The 22,926-nt window shown below is 42.9% G+C and carries 23 protein-coding genes; 7 read left to right on the top strand and 16 right to left on the bottom strand.

What is annotated here, in order from left to right:
- Positions 1–4 precede the first annotated feature (4 nt).
- A complete protein-coding gene (hemB, locus tag AC5FX4_RS03260; RefSeq protein WP_493605088.1) occupies positions 5–1,015 on the top strand; it encodes a porphobilinogen synthase in 1,011 nt (336 codons plus the stop codon).
- 32 nt (positions 1,016–1,047) lie between these two features.
- On the opposite strand, the gene AC5FX4_RS03255 is transcribed toward hemB, so the two are convergent.
- From AC5FX4_RS03255 to AC5FX4_RS03225, 7 genes are all read right to left on the bottom strand, one after another.
- Positions 1,048–1,356 carry a hypothetical protein gene (locus tag AC5FX4_RS03255; protein WP_493605087.1) on the bottom strand — a complete coding sequence of 103 codons (309 nt, stop codon included), beginning with the start codon at positions 1,354–1,356 and terminating at the stop codon, positions 1,048–1,050.
- Positions 1,357–1,632: 276 nt separating this feature from the next.
- On the bottom strand, positions 1,633–3,720 hold the full coding sequence (fusA, locus tag AC5FX4_RS03250; RefSeq protein WP_493605086.1) for an elongation factor G: 2,088 nt from the start codon (positions 3,718–3,720) through the stop codon (positions 1,633–1,635).
- Positions 3,721–3,922: 202 nt separating this feature from the next.
- A complete protein-coding gene (locus tag AC5FX4_RS03245) occupies positions 3,923–5,224 on the bottom strand; it encodes a GntP family permease (protein WP_493605085.1) in 1,302 nt (433 codons plus the stop codon).
- Positions 5,225–5,319: 95 nt separating this feature from the next.
- Positions 5,320–6,015: a LytR/AlgR family response regulator transcription factor gene (locus AC5FX4_RS03240; RefSeq protein ID WP_493605084.1), complete on the bottom strand. Its 696-nt coding sequence runs from the start codon at positions 6,013–6,015 to the stop codon at positions 5,320–5,322.
- The gene (locus AC5FX4_RS03235; RefSeq protein ID WP_493605083.1) at positions 6,012–7,052 is read right to left on the bottom strand and encodes a sensor histidine kinase; all 1,041 of its coding nucleotides are present in this window, start codon (positions 7,050–7,052) and stop codon (positions 6,012–6,014) included. Before AC5FX4_RS03235 ends, AC5FX4_RS03240 begins: the two co-directional genes overlap by 4 nt.
- The gene (locus AC5FX4_RS03230; protein WP_493605082.1) at positions 7,049–7,966 is read right to left on the bottom strand and encodes a serine hydrolase domain-containing protein; all 918 of its coding nucleotides are present in this window, start codon (positions 7,964–7,966) and stop codon (positions 7,049–7,051) included. The genes AC5FX4_RS03235 and AC5FX4_RS03230 overlap by 4 nt, the downstream gene beginning before the upstream one ends.
- Before the next feature lie 43 nt (positions 7,967–8,009).
- A complete protein-coding gene (locus tag AC5FX4_RS03225) occupies positions 8,010–8,651 on the bottom strand; it encodes a hypothetical protein (RefSeq protein WP_493605081.1) in 642 nt (213 codons plus the stop codon).
- A gap of 833 nt (positions 8,652–9,484) precedes the next feature.
- On the opposite strand from AC5FX4_RS03225, the gene AC5FX4_RS03220 reads away from it, so the two are divergent.
- The gene (locus AC5FX4_RS03220) at positions 9,485–10,900 is read left to right on the top strand and encodes a sensor domain-containing diguanylate cyclase (RefSeq protein ID WP_493605080.1); all 1,416 of its coding nucleotides are present in this window, start codon (positions 9,485–9,487) and stop codon (positions 10,898–10,900) included.
- Positions 10,901–10,910: 10 nt separating this feature from the next.
- Here the strand turns inward: AC5FX4_RS03220 and ylqF are convergent, their stop codons facing one another.
- The 5 genes from ylqF to AC5FX4_RS03195 all read right to left on the bottom strand — a co-directional run bounded on the left by ylqF (position 10,911) and on the right by AC5FX4_RS03195 (position 13,779).
- Positions 10,911–11,864: a ribosome biogenesis GTPase YlqF gene (gene ylqF / locus AC5FX4_RS03215; RefSeq protein WP_493605079.1), complete on the bottom strand. Its 954-nt coding sequence runs from the start codon at positions 11,862–11,864 to the stop codon at positions 10,911–10,913.
- 332 nt (positions 11,865–12,196) lie between these two features.
- Positions 12,197–12,361 (bottom strand): hypothetical protein, encoded by a 165-nt coding sequence (locus AC5FX4_RS03210; RefSeq protein WP_493605078.1) that lies wholly within the window; start codon positions 12,359–12,361, stop codon positions 12,197–12,199.
- 205 nt (positions 12,362–12,566) lie between these two features.
- On the bottom strand, positions 12,567–12,749 hold the full coding sequence (locus AC5FX4_RS03205) for a hypothetical protein (RefSeq protein WP_493605077.1): 183 nt from the start codon (positions 12,747–12,749) through the stop codon (positions 12,567–12,569).
- A gap of 59 nt (positions 12,750–12,808) precedes the next feature.
- Positions 12,809–13,441, bottom strand: a complete 633-nt coding sequence (locus AC5FX4_RS03200; RefSeq protein ID WP_493605076.1) for a hypothetical protein — start codon at positions 13,439–13,441, stop codon at positions 12,809–12,811.
- Positions 13,441–13,779, bottom strand: a complete 339-nt coding sequence (locus AC5FX4_RS03195; RefSeq protein WP_493605075.1) for a helix-turn-helix domain-containing protein — start codon at positions 13,777–13,779, stop codon at positions 13,441–13,443. Before AC5FX4_RS03195 ends, AC5FX4_RS03200 begins: the two co-directional genes overlap by 1 nt.
- A 337-nt stretch (positions 13,780–14,116) precedes the next feature.
- Here AC5FX4_RS03195 and AC5FX4_RS03190 point away from each other — a divergent pair, with 337 nt between their 5' ends.
- The 4 genes from AC5FX4_RS03190 (at position 14,117) to AC5FX4_RS03175 (ending at position 16,170) form a co-directional block, all read left to right on the top strand.
- A complete protein-coding gene (locus AC5FX4_RS03190) occupies positions 14,117–14,485 on the top strand; it encodes a hypothetical protein (RefSeq protein ID WP_493605074.1) in 369 nt (122 codons plus the stop codon).
- Between the two features lie 10 nt (positions 14,486–14,495).
- Positions 14,496–14,801: a helix-turn-helix transcriptional regulator gene (locus AC5FX4_RS03185; RefSeq protein ID WP_493605073.1), complete on the top strand. Its 306-nt coding sequence runs from the start codon at positions 14,496–14,498 to the stop codon at positions 14,799–14,801.
- Positions 14,802–15,001: 200 nt separating this feature from the next.
- Complete coding sequence (locus tag AC5FX4_RS03180; RefSeq protein ID WP_493605072.1) at positions 15,002–15,538, top strand: YaeQ family protein; 537 nt, start codon at positions 15,002–15,004, stop codon at positions 15,536–15,538.
- Positions 15,539–15,546: 8 nt separating this feature from the next.
- Positions 15,547–16,170 carry a PGAP1-like alpha/beta domain-containing protein gene (locus tag AC5FX4_RS03175; protein ID WP_493605071.1) on the top strand — a complete coding sequence of 208 codons (624 nt, stop codon included), beginning with the start codon at positions 15,547–15,549 and terminating at the stop codon, positions 16,168–16,170.
- On the opposite strand, the gene AC5FX4_RS03170 is transcribed toward AC5FX4_RS03175, so the two are convergent.
- Entirely contained in the window at positions 16,164–16,373 is a 210-nt protein-coding gene (locus AC5FX4_RS03170; RefSeq protein ID WP_493605070.1) for a hypothetical protein, read from the bottom strand. The genes AC5FX4_RS03175 and AC5FX4_RS03170 overlap by 7 nt on opposite strands.
- A gap of 327 nt (positions 16,374–16,700) precedes the next feature.
- On the opposite strand from AC5FX4_RS03170, the gene AC5FX4_RS03165 reads away from it, so the two are divergent.
- Entirely contained in the window at positions 16,701–17,174 is a 474-nt protein-coding gene (locus AC5FX4_RS03165; RefSeq protein ID WP_493605069.1) for a Dps family protein, read from the top strand.
- On the opposite strand, the gene AC5FX4_RS03160 is transcribed toward AC5FX4_RS03165, so the two are convergent.
- The 3 genes from AC5FX4_RS03160 to AC5FX4_RS03150 all read right to left on the bottom strand — a co-directional run bounded on the left by AC5FX4_RS03160 (position 17,142) and on the right by AC5FX4_RS03150 (position 22,923).
- Positions 17,142–17,567, bottom strand: coding sequence for a hypothetical protein (locus AC5FX4_RS03160; protein ID WP_493605068.1), 426 nt, complete (start codon positions 17,565–17,567; stop codon positions 17,142–17,144). The two genes, AC5FX4_RS03165 and AC5FX4_RS03160, sit on opposite strands and share 33 nt — an antisense overlap.
- 28 nt (positions 17,568–17,595) lie before the next feature.
- Positions 17,596–19,653, bottom strand: coding sequence for a S9 family peptidase (locus AC5FX4_RS03155; protein WP_493605067.1), 2,058 nt, complete (start codon positions 19,651–19,653; stop codon positions 17,596–17,598).
- A gap of 123 nt (positions 19,654–19,776) precedes the next feature.
- Entirely contained in the window at positions 19,777–22,923 is a 3,147-nt protein-coding gene (locus tag AC5FX4_RS03150) for an efflux RND transporter permease subunit (RefSeq protein WP_493605066.1), read from the bottom strand.
- Positions 22,924–22,926: the final 3 nt, after the last annotated feature.

Genomic DNA, 22,926 nt, shown 5'->3' with positions numbered 1-22,926 from the left:
TAATGTGGCTCAATCTGGATTAGATTTGTTTCCTTATACACGCATGCGTCGTATGCGCCGTGATGACTTTTCAAGACGCCTAATGAGCGAGAATCAGCTTTCGGTTAATGACTTGATTTTTCCAGTGTTCGTATTGGAAGGAAAGAACAGACGCGAAGCCATTGAATCCATGCCTGGTATTGAGCGTCTATCAATTGATTTACTCATTGAAGAGGCCGCACAACTTGTTGCATTAGGCGTGCCTGCTATCGCCATTTTTCCAGTGACACCGAGCGATAAAAAATCATTAGATGCAGAAGAAGCATATAACCCCGAAGGGCTAGCACAACGCACGGTACGCGCACTAAAAGCGGAATTCCCTGAACTGGGCGTGATCACCGATGTTGCACTCGACCCATTTACCGTTCATGGCCAAGACGGCATCATCGATGATAATGGCTACGTGATTAATGATGTCACGACTGAGGTGTTGGTCAAACAAGCGCTGTCACATGCTCAAGCGGGTGCCGACATCGTCGCTCCCTCAGATATGATGGATGGCCGCATCGGTGCAATTCGTGAAGCGTTAGAAGCCGAAGGACATATTCATACTCGTATCATGGCATACTCTGCTAAGTATGCTTCAAGCTATTATGGCCCATTTAGAGATGCCGTAGGATCAGCGGGTAACTTAAAGGGTGCAGACAAGAAAACCTACCAAATGGACCCCGCCAATTCGGATGAAGCATTGCGTGAAGTTGCGCTCGATTTGCAAGAAGGTGCTGATATGGTCATGGTAAAACCGGGTATGCCATACTTAGATGTGGTTCGCCGGGTTAAAGATGAATTTGGCGTGCCAACCTTTGCTTATCAAGTCAGCGGTGAATATGCGATGCACAAAGCGGCCATCAATAATGGCTGGCTGGCTGAAAGACCGGTCGTGATGGAGTCGTTACTTGCATTTAAGCGTGCCGGCGCGGATGGTATTCTAACTTACTTTGCCAAGCAAGTTGCAATTTGGCTTAACGAAAAGTAACCATATCAAAAATGCGCCATGAAGGCGCATTTTTATTCACTTGCTAATAACTGCTTTGCTCTATCAAAACTAATTTCACTGAGTGACCAGCTGTAAAAAGATTGCACCTCGCCACTTTTCATTTTCACCGTTAGCAGCGTCAACAAAAATAACGACTTACGCTCTATCTCTGCGATATCTTCGTTATGAATATAACGTGTGCCCAGACCAAGTGAGTAGCTTATTCCTGCTTTATCGATATGTACAAAGCGTTTATTGGCAATGGCCAAAACAACAGGGATCAAACAGCCACCGATCACAGCATAACTTAATATTGAAATAACGGAATGACTCGTGCCCACGGGGGCCACCTGTAAAAAGATGAGACAAACTACCAGAAAAGTGCCATAAAGTAGCCAATTTATCGATAAATCTACAGTCCTCATCACCCAACTCCAAATGCTATCATGCGGGGCATGCAATACGTTTATTTTGCACGCAGCAATAATATCATTACAAGTACCTAAAACAAGACCGGTGAGTGTGAATTATTTATTAACCTAAATTCAGGTCGGTTATTTAAAAGCATAAAAAAACCCGCTCAATCAAGCGGGTTTTTTAAGAACTTAAAGCGATTATTACTTAGCCGCTTTTTTCTCTTTTTCTGCAGCAATTACAGTGTCAGCAACGTTTTGCGGACATGGTGCGTAGTGTGAGAACTCCATAGAGAACTGACCACGACCTGAAGTAATTGTACGCAAGTGACCGATGTAACCGAACATTTCAGATAGCGGTACGTCGCCCTTGATGCGAACGCCTGTAAGGCCAGCTTCTTGGTCTTTGATCATACCACGACGACGGTTAAGGTCACCGATTACGTCACCTACGTTGTCTTCTGGCGTGAACACGTCAACTTTCATGATTGGCTCAAGAAGTTGTGCCCCCGCTTTAGGGATAGACTGACGGAATGCACCTTTCGCTGCGATTTCGAACGCGATTGCTGATGAGTCAACTGCGTGGAAACCACCGTCGAATAGCTCAACTTCAACGTCTAATACAGGGAAGCCAGCAAGTACACCCGTTTGCATCATAGACTTAAAGCCTTTCTCAACTGCAGGCCAGAATTCTTTAGGTACGTTACCACCAACAACCGTTGAAGTGAACGTGAATCCTGAATTAGCTTCGCCTGGCTTGATGCGGTAGTCGATCTTACCGAACTGACCAGAACCACCTGATTGCTTCTTGTGCGTGTAGCTATCTTCAACTTCTTGTGTGATAGTTTCACGGTAAGCAACCTGCGGCTGACCAACGATTAGGTCTACGCCGTAAGTACGCTTAAGAATGTCTACCTTGATGTCTAGGTGTAATTCACCCATACCTTTAAGGATGGTTTCACCTGTTTCTTCATCCGTTTCAACCTGGAATGACGGATCTTCTGCAACCATCTTACCAATAGCGATACCCATCTTCTCGTTACCGCCTTTATCTTTCGGCTGTACCGCGATTGAGATTACTGGATCAGGGAAGATCATCGCTTCAAGTGTACATTCATGCTTAGGATCACATAGAGTGTGACCAGTTTGCACGTTCTTCATACCCACAACCGCGATGATGTCACCCGCTTGCGCTTCTGAAATCTCATTACGGTCGTCTGCTTGCATCTCAACCATACGGCCGATACGCTCTGTTTTACCCGTTGCAGAGTTAAGGATCGTGTCACCTTTTTTCATGCGACCAGAGTAGATACGGATGAAAGTCAATGCACCGAAACGGTCATCCATGATCTTAAACGCAAGCGCTTTAAGTGGCTGATCAGCGTCAACAGTTGCTACTTCACCAGTAGGCTCACCTGTTTCAGGATCAGTTAGCGGCTGAGGATCAACTTCAGTTGGCGCAGGTAGGTAATCTACAACCGCGTCAAGTACTAGTTGAACACCTTTGTTTTTGAATGCTGAACCACAGTAAGTTGGGAAGAACGCTAGATCGCGAGTACCTTTACGAATACAACGCTTGATGTCTTCGATAGAAGGTACTTCACCTTCCATGTACGCTTCCATTAAGTCGTCATCTTGCTCAACCGCAGACTCGATAAGCATCTCATGGTATTCTTCAACTTTGTCTACCATGTCTGCTGGAACGTCTTGTACTTCGTAGTTTTCAGGAAGACCAGAGTCATCCCACACGTATGCTTTCTTTTCAAGTACGTCAACAACGCCACAGAACTCGTCTTCGATACCGATTGGTAACGTCATAACTAGTGGGTTAGCACCTAGTACTTTCTTAACCTGACCTATTACGCGGTAGAAATCAGCACCCATACGGTCTAGTTTGTTTACAAAGATAACACGAGCTACTTCTGACTCGTTCGCATAACGCCAGTTAGTTTCTGATTGTGGCTCTACACCACCTGAACCACAGAATACACCGATACCACCGTCAAGAACTTTTAATGAACGGTATACTTCAACAGTGAAGTCAACGTGTCCTGGAGTGTCGATAACGTTTAAACGGTGACCTTTCCACTCACACGTTACAGCAGCTGACTGGATTGTAATACCACGCTCAGCTTCTTGTTCCATGAAGTCAGTAGTAGACTCACCGTCGTGTACCTCACCAGTTTTATGAATCTTACCTGTAAGCTTTAGGATACGCTCAGTGGTGGTAGTTTTACCCGCATCAACGTGCGCGAAAATACCAATGTTTCTGTACTTCGATAAATCTGCCATTGTTTTGCTCTATTTAAAGTAGAAAAATTATTCGGCGGGAGTATATCACCTCTTATTGCGAACATCATCCTTGATATCGCTTAAAATGCGCACAATTTGCGAAAAAGTTTTTATTCGTGGCGATAAGTAATAATCGCGCTTCGAAAATCACAGGGGTATAAGCGTCTTTTTATTAAAAGAGAGTAGTTACTTACCATTTAGCTTAAAAAAGCGTGAATAGTCCCAAAATCACTGCCAATCCAAGCAAAGGCACCACCACCGTCAATACCGCCAATGGCCAGTAAGCAGCTTGATGGGTTTCTTTGCAAATGGCCCGCACGGTCGTAACCACATAACCATTGTGCGGTAAGGTATCCAACGCGCCAGAGCTAATTGCCACAACACGGTGTAATTGATTCGCATCCACACCTAAGTCCATATAGTGGGGCGCAACAAGTGGTAATGCGATGGCTTGCCCTCCTGATGCCGAGCCTGTTAAGCCTGCGATCATACTAATGGCTATCGCTGCGCCCAGTAATTCGTTACCTGGGATTTGCGTCATCACTTCAACCGCACTTTGAAACGCTGGGGTCACTTTTGCTACAGCCCCAAAGCCTACCACCGCGGCCGTATTACCTATCGCTACCAACGCCCCCGTAGTGCCTAGATTAATCGCCTGTTGTAGATTCACAAAGTGCTTGAAGTTCACTAGCAAAATCGCCAATACACCGCCTAATAAGGCAACAATTAATGCGCTTTGCTGTAGAGTTTCGTGTAAGGTAAATGACAACCCTAGCACCACCAACAAAGGTAACAGTCCGGTAACTGGATGTGGTAAGGTACGTTTTTGTTCTTGTGGGTCGTCCGCCCGTACTTCAAACACTTCACCATTGGCTTTGGCCTTGTTGATCATGCGCATAAGCAGGCCATAACCCAGAGCCGCCATCAAGATGGCAACCACTAAACTTTCTTGCCAAGCGGCATAAGGTGAGGTGCCTAGATACTTAATGGGGATCCAATTTTGAATTTCCGGTGAGCCGGCGGAAGTCATGGTGAAAGTAACAGACCCAAATGCCAAGGTGGCTGGAATAAAGCGCCTCGGTAAATTGGCGTCTTTAAATAAACTTAAAGCCATGGGATAAACCGAGAACGCGACAATAAACACACTCACGCCGCCATAGGTTAATAGAGCACACGCCAACACCACGGCAAGCACCGCATACTTCATACCCAGTTTACCGACAATGTAATGTGCTACCGCATCTGCAGCCCCCGTATCTTCCATAAATTTGCCAAACAATGAACCGAGCAAAAACATAAAAAACCAAGCTTGAATAAAGCCACTAAAGCCACTCATATAGCTCGTGATAAAATCTGTTTGGCCGTCCATAGGAAAAATGATCACGCCACTGGTTAACGCGACTAATAAGGCACATAAAGGAGCGCTAAGAAAAAGATTCACACCCCTGAGGGTTAAAACGATTAAAAGTATGAGCGCGCCAACGAGTCCAATCAAACTGAACATATTCATCCTTATTGTTATTTTTCTTTTTGCAGTTCCCCTCTAGGATTGAACAAAAATAAAACGGATTCAAGCGTTTGTCGCTGATACTTTATTACCTATAAACGCCATTTCTGTTTAAACAGTGCCGCTTGCTTACGAGATAGCGGAATAATCAGGCCACCACACAGAGTGACTTCAAGCGCCCCTCCAACTTCCAATTCAACGCTTTCAATATGATTAACATTGATAATGCAACTGCGACCAGCGCGAAAAAAATCGTCACTCGGTAAGCGACTTTCAATATGAGATAAAGTGCGGTACACACTCATTTTTTGGTTCACTAAATGTACCTGCGTATAATTACCCAAGGCCTCAAAGGCCGTCACTTGCTCTAATGAAATAAAAAAGCATTTGTTTGCATCTTTAATAAAAAATTTACTCTCCATAGCCATAGGTTTGGCTGCTTTTTGTTGATATTTATCTAATGCCGCTTTAATGCGCTCATTGGTGACAGGTTTAAGTAAGTAATCTAACGCATTCACCTCAAACGACTGAACTGCAAATTCATCGTAGGCGGTGACAAAGATGACATTCGGTACATATTCCAACTGAGCAAGCAGATCAAAGCCACTACCATCAGGCATATTGATATCGAGAAATATAAGCTGAGGCTGTAAACGTTCAATTTTTTCTCGGGCCTCCGCCACATTTCCAGCTTCCGCGATGATCTCTTGTTCACCAAACTCATGTAGCTGTGCTTTGAGCTCGAGCCTCGCTAAGCGACTGTCATCTATCAGCATAATTCTTGTCATACGTACTCCTTAGGCAGCTCAATCTTCACTAACATGTCTTTTTTTTGCTTTAGTAATTCCATCCGAGCTTGGCCTTGATAAAGTAGCTGCAGTCTATCTTGTAGATTCTTAGTGCCAATCCCCAAACTAGGCTGGCTCGTGCGTGCTGCAACTAACGGGTTAGTTATCTCTATTTGTAAGTTGTCATGGCTGCATCGAATACAGGTTTTTATTTCTCCGCCAGCCAAATTAGGGGCAATCCCATGTTTCACCGCATTTTCCAAACACAACTGTAAAATCAATTTAGGAACCAAACAGCGCCTCGCCTCAGCTTCGACATCAAATCTAAAGGCCAGCCGGTCTTCTAGACCGATTTTACAAAGCGCCAAATAATTTTGCGCGCAGGTTAACTCTTGCGCCAGTTCTACCTTGTCCCCTTTTAGCGGTTGCAAACTGTAGCGGAGCATGTCAGATAACTGCGCTAATCCTGTCCGAGCTTGCTGAGGGTGCTCCAAAATAAGTGCTCGTAAATCATTAATGGCATTAAATAAAAAGTGGGGATTTAACTGATTATTAAGTACTTGCAATTGGCTTGCTTGAAGTGATGTTTTAGCATCATGAAGCTGCCTTACTTTAATCAGCACTAAGTAACAGGCGCTCCAAAGTAAGCTAAGTCCAAGCATATTAAAGGCATTACTAAAAAAAACTTTATCAATAACGAACGCCCACTGCGATTGAGGAATGGGGTATGACCAACCGAGATATGCAAATACAAACACCGCCAGTAACAAAATCAAAGTGGATAGTGTGGCAACTAATAGCGCACTAAAACCAAAGTAGAACACATGTATCCACAACGCATAGCGATAAATAAACCGTTTGAAAACCACCCTGACTACATGGCTCAATAGCATCCCGCTCACAAATAAAACGCCTCCGTACCCATACTCAAGCGGTGAAGCAAACGGATTGCGTATGATCATATAGCTAAAAATAAGATAAGCGCAAAGCCAACCACCGAAATGACATAAAATATAGTGGTTTTGTGTATGTCTCATAGTTCATCCATTTGATTAAAAAGCAGTTGCCCGACTTGTGTGGTATTTACAACACCTGCGGCAAGCACAATCACTGCTTGTTTTCGTTTTGGGTCAAATATCACCATACTACTATATCCACCAGTTTGGCCACTGTGCCAATAAACCTGCTCACCCTGACGCATCCAACCAAATGCCATCTGGTCATTCAATGGGGTTAATGTCGCTTGCATTTGTGCATGTAAAGCCGGGTTGGTTTGAGCAAAACGCCAATAGGCCGATACCCATTGCGCCAGATCATGTAATGATGCAACAACAGCACCCGCTCCAGCCAAACTATCAAACTGCCAGCGCTCGATGGGGTTATCGAAATAATCGACCGCTTTGACTAACGAGGCACTTTGACTTTTCTTCGAACCACTCAGTGATAAATCTGCCGTTTTCATATTCAGTGGCGTAAAGACATGTTGATTCAGTATATCTTCCAATGGCTTATGCAACGTTTGCGTCAGTAAATACCCCAATAGCCCATAACCATAATTGGAATACTCAAACGTTCCACTTTGCGGTGTTGACACTTTTAAAGCAGCTCGCAGTTGTTCAACATCATAATGTGCATAGGGGTTTGCTTCATCAATAGGCGAAAGGTTACTGGGTAAACGGGGCAGCCCCGACGTATGGGTAAGCAGTTGCTGCAAAGTATAATGGTGATGTGAAACAACTTTATCTTTAAGAAGTCGGGAGAGTGGCGCATTAAGTTGCCAATCTCCCAACCATACTAAATCACTGATGACTTTTGCAACCATAGGTTTCGTGAGTGAACCTACCTCAAATAACGCATGTTCATTAACTTCATTGCCAAAAAAATAGTGTGTGATCTGCTCCCCCTTAATCAAGGCAACAGCCCCATTTACTTTTGCAAAATGAGCATCCAATTGCTGAGCAATATCACCACTGGTCGTTGCTTGTTGGTCGTTGTCATTTATTGTTTTTTTTTAAAGTTAAAGGCATGGCAAATCCTTGTGTAAATGTGCCCTCATATACACCTTCTTTCATTACCCCTTCAAAACTGGCGTGGATCAGTGCCGATTCAAAGCTCACTTTTTCATGATCAATAGCAAACTGGCTTAACGGTATACCAAAGCTTTGTTGTGCCGGACTATCTAGTGTCGCATGAAAACCATCTTGCAATACCGCCACTTGTAGATCTAATGGTAACTTGTTACCACTCACATCCAACGCACCTGAATACGTGCCTTCTAATACCAGCCTTTGCTTGCCTTCACCGTCTAATAATGCAAATGTCAGCGGCATCGATTTGCCTTGTGTAAACGTACCGACCAACTTGCCATTCGTAAACGCTCCTTCATAACTTGCATTGAGCTTTTTATCTGAAAACGTGATTGTTTGATCCGATACAGCAAACTCAGATGGGATGTAGCTAAACATTTGCTGATTGGGGCTATCGAGCGATAACGTCTTTTTATCTGTATCAATATTTAAACCGACGACCAGTGTCACTTGCGGTGAAATAACCAGCTTACCCCGCCATTGTTCAATAGCCGCCTGGCTAGATAAAGAACATAACAGCATGATAGTGTATAGAATTTTTGTTCTCATTATTTGTCTCCTTAAAAGTTATCAATACTGTATCAGGCTTAGTTGTGCATATTCTTTTTTTATGATGAACACCATCATTTGCAGTGTGAACAGGTGTAAAAACATGATGATTATTTCACCTTACGCAACACTAAATGCAAATGAAAATTAATATCAATTAAGTGTTGACACATCATTAGATCTAACTGATAATCAATCTCAACAAAGAGGGATTGACGGCTCTCTTTGTTCGATAACTCATATTGTTTCTCGACCCTGAAACAAACGTGTGGCGCACGTAAACAGCCATAGGTTGAGTGTACTTGTAACAACGCCCCTTGAAGCAAATACGTTCAACCGACTCACTATTTTACTTGCTACATTGCTCATATCGGTGACGGTAGATATGACATTAAAAAGCCCCTTGCGGGCTTTTTTTATTTGTAAAGCACCGCTGTAAAAATCAAATGAAAATTAATCGCATTTAGTGTTGACAGCCACAAGAATCTAAATGATAATCAATATCAACAAGGCGAGATTGACGGCTCTCTTTGTTCGATAACTCATATTGTTTCTCGACCCTGAAACAAACGTGTGGCGCACGTAAACAGCCATAGGTTGAGTGTACTTGTAACAACGCCCCTTGAAGCAAATACTTTCAACCGACTCACTATTTTACTTGCTACATTGCTCATATCGGTGACGGTAGATATGAAACCAAAAAAAGCTCCTTTCGGGGCTTTTTTTATACCCAACAACAACCTTTCAAGCGTGCTGTAATTTGTTGTAATCGACTATAAATTCAACACCATGTATCATGGCAATTCTCAGCGCCCGAATAAAAATAATCATTCATGATCCACGCACGACGTCGCATCAACATTACTTTGGCCTTATTACTGTTAACAGGCTTTACCTTCACCAGTTGGTTTAGCTTTTATATGGCTCATAACTCGCTCAGTGAAGGATTAATTGATGATGCGCTTCCCCTCACCAGTCATTTGATCAGTACCGACTTACAAAAGCAGTTGCAAGGACCAATTTATGTAGCACGGAGTATGGCGCAAAATCACTTCGTACACCTTTGGCTTAAAGACCGTCATGCAAATAACAACGAACTATTCGCTTTTTTAAAAAAAACCAAAGAGCTATTTCAAAGCCAGACCAGTTTTTTAGTTGATCATAAAAATAAGCTTTATTACCACTTTGACGGACGTACCCGAAAACTGGATACACGCTCCGAAGACGCTGCGTGGTATAACGACGCCATCGCGCAAACAGATCTCGACTATGTATTAAATGTCGATCTCATGCCAATCGATAATTTTAAAGCCATTGTCTACGTTAATCACAAAATAATCGTTGATGGCGAACTGCTTGGGATCACGGGCGTTGGGATTCAATTAGCCGATTTACAATCTCTGATCACCAACTACGAACAACTTTATAAACGCAAAGTTTATTTTGCCAACCACCAAGGGCAGTTAATCTTTTACAAGCATTCTTTGCTGCCAAGTAGCACATTGGCATCAGAATTTGCTGACAACAGCCAAGCCATTTTGCAAAACGATAACTATAAGTTTTCCATATCGCGAGAGGGTGAAAAGCGTTTGGTCAATAGCCGATATATTCCAGAGCTTGGTTGGTTTCTTTTGGTCGAACAAACCTTTACAACGGAAAACACATTAACCGATGCGCTTATCGCCAACTTGTTACTCGGTGCTGTGATCACGGCCTGCATACTCGGCATTGCCCATTTGACCTTTAATCAATACCAAACCCGTTTAGAAACGCTGGCCCATACCGATAAATTATGTAATGTACTCAATCGTCAAGCGTTTGAACCACAACTACAACAGCACATAGGTCGCGCTAAATTTGGTCGCGTACCATTGAGCCTCTTGCTGCTTGATATTGACCATTTCAAACTCGTGAATGACCAATATGGCCACTTGGTAGGTGATGAAGTACTCAAGCATTTTGCACAACTATGTAAAAACGTGGCCCACAATAGCCACTTCATCTGTCGCTGGGGTGGTGAAGAATTCGTGATTTTAATGCCCGATGCCCACGTGCAGCAAGCGGAGCAATTGAGTGAACGGTTACGTGAAAAGCTCGCCTCGAGTAATTGTGAAGTGCCCATCACTATCAGTGTTGGCGTCGCACAATACAGACAAAATGAAACGGAAGATGAGTTTTTAAAACGCGCCGACGACGCCCTGTATCGGGCCAAAAAGTTAGGCCGAGACAGGGTCGAACTCGCAGCTTAAAGCTGCACGGTTATCGTCTATTTTTGCGGGCGCGTGCGCGACGCTGGCGCTTTTCTTCCTCTTTCGCCGCTTTTTTCGCTTCGGCTTCTACGCGTAACTGCGCCACCATCACCTCTTCTTCCTCGCGCATTTGCGGGGTTTCCATGGTAATGCGACCGATCACGGCATCGCGAAGCTCGTTGATCAAGATCTCAGACATTTTATGTGTATCAACCTGATTGCCACCGCGGATACAGCCACGCTTGCGCCCCGCCATTTCCACAAATTCCCAATCTTGTTCTGGCAATTCATCCAGCTTGTAGCGCACTTTAAGTAAGTCAGGGTAAGCCGCTAGTAAGTATTCTGCGGTATAACTGGCTACTTCTTCGTAATCAATGGCTGTATCACGTATCGCCCCCGTTGCAGCAAGTCGATAACCCGAGTTTTCGTTCTCCACTTTTGGCCACAACATACCCGGCGTGTCGTATAGCATAATGCCGTCTTCTAACTTGATGCGTTGCTGCGCTTTAGTCACCGCTGGTTCGTTACCCGTCTTAGCGACAATGCGCCCCGCCAATGTATTGATCAACGTCGACTTGCCCACATTGGGAATGCCCATGATCATGGCTTTAAGTTGTTTGTCGGCACCGACTTTGTGAGGCGCTAGCTTTTTACATAACTCATTAATTTTGTGCACTTCGGCCGCTTTATCATGACCAAAAGCGATGGCTTTAACACCACTGTCTTGTTCAAAATAAGTCATCCACTGTTGGGTCAAGTTTGGGTCAGCTAAATCGGCTTTGTTTAAGATTTTGATCACGGGTTTATCACCACGCAGTGCCGATACCATGGGGTTTTCACTGCTATATGGGATACGCGCATCCAACACCTCGATAATGACATCCATCTGCGGCATAATTTCTTTAATCTCATTGCGCGCTTTGTTCATATGCCCAGGAAACCACTGGATACCTGCTCTACTCATTTGATTTATAAACCTTTACTGTACGAAGTACACTCTTAGGGCTACTTTGGAGGTATAAAAACCCCAAGCCCACTGCACTTCAATATGATGGCTTTGCCGTTAATCGTTCAAGTTTACTACAAAAGTAGAGATTGATGAATCGCTTAGCCTGTCAGCTATTGTGCTGGTGTTATCGCCTGCTCAACTCAAGGCTTGTGCTATGCTGAGCGCTCTACACATCGAGGCTTATTCGTTGGTATATATACTGGCGGATAATAAGCGGCTCGAAATTGCTGCGGCAATCCACCTTGGCCTGTACCACCATTTGCACCGGCTAATTTGCACACGGTAATTTAAGGCTTTACAATACAGTCACTTGATAAATAAAGAGAAAAATTAAACCCTGCATGCATTTGTTGTGGTTTACCGCTTTGATCTGTGACACCAGTTGTGCCCCCCGCGACTTCTTTAGCTTGTTTGTGAGTCAAAATTTTGAGACGCCTGACTGCTAGTTTCATATTTATTGCCTTATTGTTAATTGTGTATTCACTACAATGTGCTAATACGGTAGCCAAAATCAATGAGTTAACCGTTCTTTTGTTCTTTTAAGTACCCGCGAATTCAAGCCCGAAGTGCACCACCTGCCACTTTACTCACTTCCTTTGTTGATAATCGTTTTACTGATACTTTCATGAACTAACCTCACAATATTTGGGGTTTCACCTATTTTGTCATGGTAATTTCAGGTTTTATAATACACTCACCTGATAAATAAAGAGAAAAATTAAACCCAGCTTGCATTTGTTGTGGATTGCCGCCTTGATCTGAGTTGCCTGAGGTGCCCCCCGCGACTTCTTTAGCTTGTTTGCGAGTCAAAATTTTAAGACGCCTAACTGCCAGTTTCATAATTATTGCCTTATTGTTAATTGTGAGTTCACTACATTGTGCTGATACGGTAGCGAAAATCAATTATTTAACCGTTCTTTTGTTCTCTTATACGCAAGAACTAAACCATCAAGACTCATAGAAGTGAGGCCTAAAACTAGTAAAAAAACGAGGAACAACTTAAGGTATGGGTAAGCATAATATACATAGGTGATACTCATTAAGTCAGGATTAGCTGCGATAGGGAACCATTTAGAACTAAAGAACTCAGGGTGTCTGATTAAATGCTCGATACACAGCAGTGCATTAATAAAAATTGAACAAATTAAAACTTGCCTTAACCTATATTCTTGCTTTGTAACGCCCATATCCATCAATATTTTTGCAAAATAATTTTTTTCATTATGAATGCCAAACAAATTGGCAATTTTAGCGCAAATAAACAACCGGTAAGTCAACGATAGTATTAATAGTCCATCAAGAATGGAGTAGGCAATTTGTCTCGTTATTAACTCTCGCGGGAGGAACACTCTAAGTACAAAAGCATCTATAATCAACCAGATAAGAAACGACCCTGCTATCCACACTCTATTTGGATCTTTGTAGTTAAAAATAAAAAGTGTAAATAGCACCACAAAAAAGATAGGCGTTATGAGGTTTACAAGTTCAGTGTGGTTATTTACAAAATTAAACAGTGAAAAAAGAATATCCATTAATTTTCATCTCTGATTTTTTCTTGGAAAAGGGCAACCAGCCTTTTCTTTAGACCGGCAGGCAAGTTCATGAAAAGATTAATAAGTTGAGAAATAGTATGCTCATTCGTTAGAAACGATGCACCTTGCCTTTTATAAATACTCTGCATTATAAAGTATTCGGGCAGATCGGGGGAGTTGGTTAACTCGATGTTTTCCCACGCCCTGACTGTTTTGACATCCACGCCAACTAAAGCGGCCCAGTCTTGCTCAGAGTAGCCTAATTCTTCGCGCATAAGCCTCACTTCGTTTGCAGAGCGTCTAGTCATGTCATTCGGTGACTTAGGCAACTTACGCAAATTCTCTCCCTATTCGCACAATCGTAGTAATGTAATAAATTAATTATAAATGTGAAAAAGGTGAAAAAAACATCTTTTTGTTAACATTTCGGAATTTTTTTTCCTTTTCGCTCTGTTATATTTTTCCCGCGAAGCACCCTTAGAGCTAATTTTATATTTTTAACAATACCTTGCCTAACGAAAGATGTGAACGAGATAAGGAACAAAACTTCATTTCATTGTGGCTATAAATACAGGATGACGATTGGCGAGTCGTTATTTATCTATACCCGCACAGGAATATACAACATTTAGTTCACAAAAACATGGCAAGCATAACAAGACGAGAGGAAACACTATGGATGGTACTAATTTATTACACGGCGTCAATGCCACTATCAAACCGGTGAGAGGTTTTAAAAACACTTTTATTTATCAAAAATACAAGCAAGCGGTTTATATAAAGCATGTATTTGCCAATAAGGTAGGCAACCACCTTAAACCTAATATGAGCGCACAAGACATCGATTTAATACGCCAGCTTGATGTGTTACACCTACGTTGCTACGTCTTGGTTCATTTAAAAAGCCAAAATAGCCACAGCTATGATTTAGTGCTTTTTTTAGATGATTATGAGGCAATACAAGGGTTATCCGGTGAACAGGTAAGGCAAAGAGCCATGCCGCTCAATCAAGCTGTTCATTTGGTTAACACCATTTTGCTATAAGGAGATGAGCATGAAACATAATACGGCACGCAGAAAAGTCCTGATAGAGCAATTTAAAAGCGAACTGCAAATTATGATCCGCACACTTAGAAAAGAAAAGGGCCTTACACAAAAGCAACTTGCCACTCTATTGGGCGTTGATCAAGCAACTATCAGTAACTTTGAAAGCGGAAAAACGGTAATGAACTTAATTCAAGCCTATGAAATATATTTAATATTTGGCAAAGAATATACTAACCCCGCACTGTCAATGCCGTTAAGCTCCCGCAACGGCCATTTGTTAGTAAATCACCCTATCTCAGATCAAGCATACTAAAAAACACGATTAACAATATAGCCACCATGATCCGAATTCTCTTTCAAGCTTTCGTGTAGATCATGTTTGGCTATAACACGTCATTACCCGAGTCATACCAACTAGTCATACTTTTTCTGCGCCGATATTTATAAATTACCAAATTGGCAGGCAAAAATTGCGTATACTAGCGGCATTAATTATCAGGGTTTCTCATTCATATGGCGTTAAAGTCCACTATTATAAAAACACACCTATCACTGAGTGATATGGACAGACATGTTTATCAAGATATTTCAGCAACCGTTGCACAGCATCCGTCAGAAAATGACCACCGTTTAATGATCCGCTTGCTGGCCTACGCTTTGCAATATCAAGAACAGTTAGAGTTTACCAAGGGGCTGTGTGCAGATGATGAACCGGAGATCTGGGTAAAAAACTACAGTGATGAAATTGAATTATGGGTGGAATTAGGGCTACCCGATGAAAAGCGATTGAAAAAGGCCTGCAATAAAGCAAAACAAGTCGTGCTGTATGCTTATGGAGAAAATACCCAATCGATGTGGTGGCAAAAAAACCAGTCTAAGTTGATGAGTTATGACAATTTATCAGTAGTAAGCCTGCCTTACTCTGCCACAGAACAATTGGCAGCAATGGCAACTCGCTCTATTTCTTTGACCATTACTGTACAAGATTCTGAGATCTGGGTTAGCAATGAGCAGCACAGCGTACATTTAGTACCTGAAGTATTAAAATAAGGTTTAATATGGCGATAAAACGGGTTGTTGTGTTACATGGTTTATACATGTCAGGGTTTGTCATGCAGCCCTTATGTCACAAATTACGTAATGATGGCTTTGAGATCCTAAACTTAAGCTACAGCAGCCTAACGCCAGATAAAAACGCCATTTTCACCGCAATTGATGAGTTTATTGCCAATTCACCCGCCGCGCTTGTTTGCCACTCAATGGGAGGGCTAGTTGCCAGAGCCTACTTAGAACATCATTCCGCGCAAAGCCAGTGGGTTAAAAAAGTGATCACGCTTGGCACCCCGCATAAAGGTAGCGCCATAGCGCAACACATGCATGACAAAGGCTTTCACATGCTATTGAAAAATAGCATTGAGTTTTTACTCAGTGACAATCAAGACTGGCCTTTTAAAGCTAAGTTATACAGTATCGCTGGCGACTTACCCATAGGTCTGATGCCATTACTAAAAAAAGGCAGTAGTTCAGATGGAACCGTGCTTTTGGAAGAAACGAAACTCAAAGGTATGGCTGAACACAAGGTCTTTCATCTCAGCCATACCAGTATGATTTACTCTCGCCAAGTGATGAATTACATCCATCAATTGCTGTGCCAGCCCGATGATAGTAGCACTAATCAATGATCGCCTCGTGCCGCTATTTTATAAGCAACTAAAGCAATTAACCCGGTGATCAAAGGCACTGGTGCGGCGATGTAACCAAACGCGTCCGAGTTAGCAAAACTGGCCCCAGCCAAGTGCCCTACCAAGCCAACGACAAATGTCACGAGTGCTATAACGACAACGACTAGTTCCGTTTTATGTTGTGAAGCGCTTTTACCTTGCATCATCATTCTCCTAAACGATTTGATTTGTTCTGTAATGATTATGCGCCTTCATACTGAATGATTTTTGACCTAAATCAAAATCTGAACCTGCATTTTTAAACCGCAATCATCCACTTGCGCTGGATCAACAAGCAGTTAAAAGCGCGTTAATTTTCGAAATTTTGGCAAGCTTTATTCCAAGCGACATCTTGCTTGTACAAATTTAGGCCAGCTTCAGAACATAACTACAATTTCAATCGATTTTTTAGATTACTTGCATAGCTTTTACTAGATTGGATTTTTACTCGCCATGTTTCATACTGGTCACATCAAAACGAGGAGATATTTATGACTACCACAAACTCAATCGGATTAGACAACCAAAAAAGCCAAGCTCTCGTAACATCGCTAAACACTTTACTGAGTAGTTATCAGATCCAATATATGAATGCGCGCGGTTTTCATTGGAATATCAAGGGCCGAAACTTTTTTGAGTTACACCTTAAATTTGAAGAAATCTATAATTTACTGTTATTAAAGGTCGACGAAATTGCAGAACGTATTTTAACCATTGAAGGTCAGCCGCTACATGCCTTTTCTGATTATCTGCAAAATAGTAAAATTGCTGAGGCTAAAAATATCAGCGATGGCACCGAAGCACTTGATAACCTGCTGGGTGGTTATAAAACTTTGATCACCATGCAGCGTGACATTCTAGAACAAGCTGGCGATGCACAAGATGAGGGCACCGCCGCGTTAATGAGTGATTATATCAAGGAGCAAGAAAAGCTAGTGTGGATGCTCAAAGCTTACCTCAACTAAGCGTTGTACATTTGAGCTGTGATGTGGGTGCGCTTCAATTAACGCATCCATATCGTCAAAAAAACTGATTTCAGTTGTGGTGTTTTGCCACAGCTGAGACAATAATTGTCTTGCGAGCGCATTTGCACCAATATAGCTAACATGCTGCAAGCCGCGCTGGGTAACGCCTGCCAAATACTGCTTGATCTCATCCACGCTATCAGCCGTACTCATCTCAAACTCGCTTAAATCCACCACAGCATGAGAAAAGCTATTCGGGGCAAGTTGCGCCGCTTTTGCCATTAGTTCATTTTGAAAAGCGACCGTCCCTTCTTTGTTAAATGCGCCTTTGAGGCTCATATAAGCGTATGGAGGGCGAAACAATATTCGCCAAAGGCCATGTGCAATAAACATTCAAACCACCTTGCTCATAATTACTAACTCACTGATTTATCAAGGCAATGAAAAAAGCCATTTCAAGTGCCTTGTCTTGCAAGCTTTTAAAACGCCCTGATGCACCACCATGCCCGGCTTCCATGTCAGTTTTGAACAATAGTAAATTGTTATCTGTTTTTAGCTCGCGCAATTTTGCTACCCATTTCATAGGTTCCCAATATTGAACCTGTGAATCGTGTAACCCTGTGGTGACAAGAATATTCGGATAATCTTGCGCACTCAGATTATCATACGGAGAATAACTTAAAATAGTTTTATAAGCCTGCTCTTCATTGGGGTTGCCCCATTCATCATATTCATTGGTCGTCAACGGAATAGATTCATCTAACATGGTGGTCAGTACATCTAAAAATGGCACATGACACCCTATGCCTAAATACAATTCAGGTGCTTGATTAACAATGGCGCCCATAAGCAATCCACCGGCACTGCCGCCAGAGGCAAACACTTTGCTTTTGTCAGCATAGCCCTGCTCTACCAAGGCACGAGTAACGTCAATAAAGTCATTGAAGGTATTTTGCTTGTACGCTTTTTTACCCTGTTCATACCAATGACGGCCGAGCATTTCCGAACCACGAATATGTGCAATGGCATACACAACACCTCTGTCAAGGAGTGATAGTGTCGTGCTAGTAAAGCTTGGGTCGATGGTAATGCCATAAGCACCATAACCGTATTGGAATAACGGATTTGTACCATCTTTTCTAAATGTATCTTTACGGTATACCAATGAAACAGGTATCCGTGCTCCATCACGCGCCGTCACAAAAATTCGCTCGGAGGCATATCGGTTGGCGTCAAAATCACCCAACACCTGTTGCTGCTTACGCTGTATTTTACGGCCCGTTTTTAAACAACAATCGTATACTGTACTTGGGGTCGTCAAACTAGAGTAATGAATGCGTACCGTGCTTGCGCTTGATTCAGGGTTATAACCAACCCCCGCATAATAACAGGCGTCATTGAAACTCAAATGGTGGCTTTGCCCTTGATAGTTATGAACCACGAAACGGATCTGGCCCATTTCTCTCTCGGTGATCACAAAATGGCTATCAAAGAGTTCCATGCCTTCAATCAACACGTTATCTCGATGGGCAATCATTTCCTGCCAGAGGTTTATATCAGAAATGGTTTGCTCACATGCTTTAAGTAAACGGAAATTCTTTGCTTGATGATTCGACAGAATGTAGTAATGACCTGCTAATTTATCAATGCCAAATTCATGGCCTTCAGTTCTTGCAAACAAACGTCTGAATTCGCCCAATGGTACGTTGGCATCTAAAACTAATACATCACTGGTCTCTGTTGCCGCTAAGTGAATGAAGATCTCGCTATTATCGCGACTTTTGCCCAGCTCCATATAAAACTGGCGATCTTGTTCTTCGTAAACCAAAGTATCATCACTTTGCGGCGTGCCTAAAACGTGTCGATACACTTGAAAACCAAGCAAGGTTTGCGCATCTTTCTTAACGTAAAAGACGGTTTTATTGTCATTGGCCCAAACGAGTTGACCTTCGGTATTCTCAAGCACGTCACCCAGATAAGCACCATTAGTCAGATCTTTAAAACGAACGGTATAAATACGACGGCCGTCGATATCTTCACTATATGCCAGTAGCTGGTCGTTAGGGCTAATGGTCATTTCACCCACATCGTAATACTCATAGCCTTTAGCTAATTCGTTAATATTGAGCAATAAGGTTTTATCAGTCAGTGCCTCATCCGTCGCACGATAATGGCTGGCATATTCGTCATCACCCTGCACATCGCTCACGTACCAGTACGCGCCATCTTTGACGGGTACCGAACTGTCATCTTTAACAATGCGACCTTTCATCTCTTCAAACAACCCGTCTTGCAACGACTTATGCTCTGACATGTGTTGCTCTAAATAAGCGTTCTCTTGCTGTAAATGGGCCAGGATCTCAGGGTCTTGTCGTTGGTCATCACGCATCCAGTAATAATTATCAACTCGTGTATGTCCATGATGTGTCATTGAATGTGGGATTTTTTTGGCAATAGGTGCCGATGCTTTATCTACCACAATAGATGTTCCTATTTTTATTTTTTGTTCAGTCTAACATAGCCACCGCCTCATGGCAGCGTGTAGTAAAAGTAAAAAGGGCCAATCGTTAGATTGGCCCTTTTTTATCATTACTTAGGATTATTAAATTGAGGAATCCACAATGTTATTACGCTTGCTAAAACGTGCAGGGATAAAACGTCCCATGCCTCTAAATACACCGCGTACATCAGTCATAATAATGTACAAGCACGGTACCAATATTAAGGTGATCAAGGTCGCAAACACGACAGAGAAACCAAGAGATACGGCCATAGGTATAACAAACATGGCTTGCAGACTGGTTTCAAACATGATGGGTAGTACACCCACAAAAGTAGTGATGGATGTTAGCGTGATCGCCCTAAAGCGCGCACAACCGGCATTGATAACCGCTTCCTTCAGGCTAGCCCCCTCTTTTCTCGTTTGGTTAACAAAGTCGGTCATCACCAAAGAGTCGTTGATCACTACCCCTGCCGCCGCGATAACACCATAGCTCGACATCATACTCAAGTCTAAGCCAAAGAAGAGGTGACCCCAGATAGCACCCACTAAGCTAAATGGGATAACCGACATCACAATCAATGGCTGCGAATAACTCTTCAATGGGATTGCGAGCAATATGTAAACAATCATCATACCCGCGGCAAAGAAGGCCAGTTGTTCATTCGCCTGATCTTGCTGCTCCTCCACAGAACCGCCTAGTTTGGTTTTCACTGATGGGAAGGTTTTTAGTAACTCTGGCAAAATGACGTCATCAATGCGCTTCGTTACAGCATTTGGCTCTACCACTTCTTCGTCAATATTACCGTAAACGTATACGGTACGATAACCTTCTTCGCGACGAATGTAACTGATCCCTGGCTTTTCAACCAACTCAACTACATCACCCAACATGACTTCTTTGCCTTGTGGTGTTGTGATCACCGTATGTTTGAGAGAGGAGAAAGCTTCACGAGTCAATTTAGGGTAACGCACCATCACTTTGACTTCTTCACCATCACGGATCACACGCTGCGCTTCACCACCGTAAAAACTCGCACCAACTTGAGAGCCGATATTTTGTAGATTCAAACCTAGGTCATACGCCACTGGCTTTAATATGATTTGGATTTCTTTGCTAGCAGGGTCAATACTCGAGCTAATATCGAATAGACCCTTTTCGTCCTGCAGCATACGGATCAACTGACGCCCAGCGGCATTTAAAGTTTCAATATCTGATCCATATAATCGATAACCAAAGTCTCCATTATTACCAAGATTAATCACTTCTTCTTCGATTAGAATGGACTTTACACCCGCAATTTCAGGCATTTGTTCACGCCAGCGACGAGTCAATTCAAAGGTGTTAAATGGACGAAGCTCTTCATCTACTAACGGCGCTAGTACACGCCCTTCGGTACGACCTTGGTTCATTACCATCACGTCACGCACCATTTTTTGGCCATATTCCTGCTCAACTTGTTTGTCAACGTCGAGGATCACCTGCTCTAACTTTTGAATCGCGGCAATGGTCTGTTCATCAGACGCGTTGTCATTCATTGTCAGGTTAATAGCTGGGAAGTCATGAGGGATTTTTGGTACGAACACCGTACGCACAGCACCACTACTAATTAGCGCCATACTCATGACAAACATGCCGATAAACGCAAACAGCACAGTCCAACGCCACTGCACACACCAAGTAACAAAGCGTTTATAAGGCCCATTCACAAAGCCAAAGAAGCGTTTGTTAAATTTTACGCGCCAGCTATTTTCAGCCATTGGCTCAAATTTAGTATGGGCAATATGTGCAGGTAAAATGAGCTTAGATTCAATCAAACTGAATAACAAACACAGTAATACGACACCTGCAATAGCAATAAAGTTTGAGCTATCAGGCCCACTGGAGAACATGAGTGGTGCAAACACCGCCATGGTTGTCAGCACCCCAAAAGTCGCTGGCGTTGCCACACGTTTGGCACCGCGTATTACGTTCTCTACACCCGCTCCCTTGTTTTCAATTTCCGTATAGGCACTCTCACCTATGACAATAGCGTCATCAACGACAATCCCCAGTACCATGATAAAGGCAAACAAAGAGGCAATATTGATGGTGACACCAATCAACGGCATAGTCATTATCGCCCCGAGGAAACAAATTGGCAGACCGACCATAACCCAAAGTGCAAGCTTGAAACGTAAAAATATGGAAAGCATGATGGCAACTAAGATGGCACCTTGGATCAAGTTGCTTTTCATCATATCTAAACGGCCATTGAGGTAGTACGTCATATCCACAAGTGGATCAATATGCACGCCCGCTGGCAACTGTTTATTCTTTTGCTCTATAAATGCTAAAACGGTTTTAGCAATGGGGATCATGTCTTGATCTTTGGTTGCCTTCACCGTCATATACACGCCATTTTCACCGTTGAGCTTGAAATAACGCTCGCCTTCAGTAAATGCGTCTTTTACAACGGCCACATCTTTCAAATATAACTTCGCGCCATTGGCACCCACTTTAACGGGAATTTGACGGAATTCTTCGCCTGTATAAGATTGGTTTTCTACACGAACAGAAATTACCCCTGATCCAGTACGAAGCTGACCGGCTGACAGGTTAGTTGAGTAACTGCGCACTGCCTGCGCCACATCATTAATCGTTAAGTTGTACTGACGCAACATATCCGGGTCAATTTCAATGGCAATTTCATCTGATGGCACAAACACTTCAACTAAAGACACATTGCTTAATTGCAGTAATTCATCTTCTAGCGCTTTGGCGATTGGCTTTAAATCAGACAACGGCAGATTACCCGACACTGTCATACCAATTACTTCTTGTTGAAATTCGCGCTGGCTAACTGTGAGTGGCTCCATGGCAGCTGGGAAAGTAGCGATACCATCCACCCGTAGCTTCACCTTGTCCATGACATCGGCAAGCTCAACATCGGGGTCAATTTTAAGCGTCGCGCTACCACCATTGCGAAATGCACGAAACACCCCTTCTTCTATCTCGGTGATGCCTTTTAACGACTCTTCTATTTTGACTAGGATACTTTCTTCTATTTCTTGCGGAGAGGCGCCTGGGTAGCTCGCTTCAACATTGATATAATTCAACTCAATATTTGGGAACATTTGCCGTTGAACCGTCAAATACGAAGCCGTTCCCACTATGATGATGAACCACATTAATAAGTTGGCGGCCACAGGGTTATTAGCAAAATAGGCGATAAGCCCCGTTTGCTTAGTATGTTGTTGTGTACTCATAAC

The organism is Pseudoalteromonas sp. ATL1 (genome assembly GCF_058933015.1).
The sequence above is the reverse complement of the archived record's forward strand: the minus strand, read 5'-3'. Positions and strand labels throughout refer to the sequence as shown.

Bases quoted from the DNA above. Each gene is read 5' to 3' on its own strand.
- fusA (WP_493605086.1), bottom strand. From the start codon at position 3,720: ATGGCAGATTTATCGAAGTACAGAAACATTGGTATTTTCGCGCACGTT.
- AC5FX4_RS03245 (WP_493605085.1), bottom strand. From the start codon at position 5,224: ATGTTCAGTTTGATTGGACTCGTTGGCGCGCTCATACTTTTAATCGTT.
- AC5FX4_RS03240 (WP_493605084.1), bottom strand. From the start codon at position 6,015: ATGACAAGAATTATGCTGATAGATGACAGTCGCTTAGCGAGGCTCGAG.
- AC5FX4_RS03235 (WP_493605083.1), bottom strand. From the start codon at position 7,052: ATGAGACATACACAAAACCACTATATTTTATGTCATTTCGGTGGTTGG.
- AC5FX4_RS03225 (WP_493605081.1), bottom strand. From the start codon at position 8,651: ATGAGAACAAAAATTCTATACACTATCATGCTGTTATGTTCTTTATCT.
- AC5FX4_RS03220 (WP_493605080.1), top strand. From the start codon at position 9,485: ATGATCCACGCACGACGTCGCATCAACATTACTTTGGCCTTATTACTG.
- ylqF (WP_493605079.1), bottom strand. From the start codon at position 11,864: ATGAGTAGAGCAGGTATCCAGTGGTTTCCTGGGCATATGAACAAAGCG.
- AC5FX4_RS03210 (WP_493605078.1), bottom strand. From the start codon at position 12,361: ATGAAACTAGCAGTCAGGCGTCTCAAAATTTTGACTCACAAACAAGCT.
- AC5FX4_RS03205 (WP_493605077.1), bottom strand. From the start codon at position 12,749: ATGAAACTGGCAGTTAGGCGTCTTAAAATTTTGACTCGCAAACAAGCT.
- AC5FX4_RS03200 (WP_493605076.1), bottom strand. From the start codon at position 13,441: ATGGATATTCTTTTTTCACTGTTTAATTTTGTAAATAACCACACTGAA.
- AC5FX4_RS03190 (WP_493605074.1), top strand. From the start codon at position 14,117: ATGGATGGTACTAATTTATTACACGGCGTCAATGCCACTATCAAACCG.
- AC5FX4_RS03185 (WP_493605073.1), top strand. From the start codon at position 14,496: ATGAAACATAATACGGCACGCAGAAAAGTCCTGATAGAGCAATTTAAA.
- AC5FX4_RS03180 (WP_493605072.1), top strand. From the start codon at position 15,002: ATGGCGTTAAAGTCCACTATTATAAAAACACACCTATCACTGAGTGAT.
- AC5FX4_RS03175 (WP_493605071.1), top strand. From the start codon at position 15,547: ATGGCGATAAAACGGGTTGTTGTGTTACATGGTTTATACATGTCAGGG.
- AC5FX4_RS03170 (WP_493605070.1), bottom strand. From the start codon at position 16,373: ATGCAAGGTAAAAGCGCTTCACAACATAAAACGGAACTAGTCGTTGTC.
- AC5FX4_RS03165 (WP_493605069.1), top strand. From the start codon at position 16,701: ATGACTACCACAAACTCAATCGGATTAGACAACCAAAAAAGCCAAGCT.
- AC5FX4_RS03160 (WP_493605068.1), bottom strand. From the start codon at position 17,567: ATGTTTATTGCACATGGCCTTTGGCGAATATTGTTTCGCCCTCCATAC.
- AC5FX4_RS03150 (WP_493605066.1), bottom strand. From the start codon at position 22,923: ATGAGTACACAACAACATACTAAGCAAACGGGGCTTATCGCCTATTTT.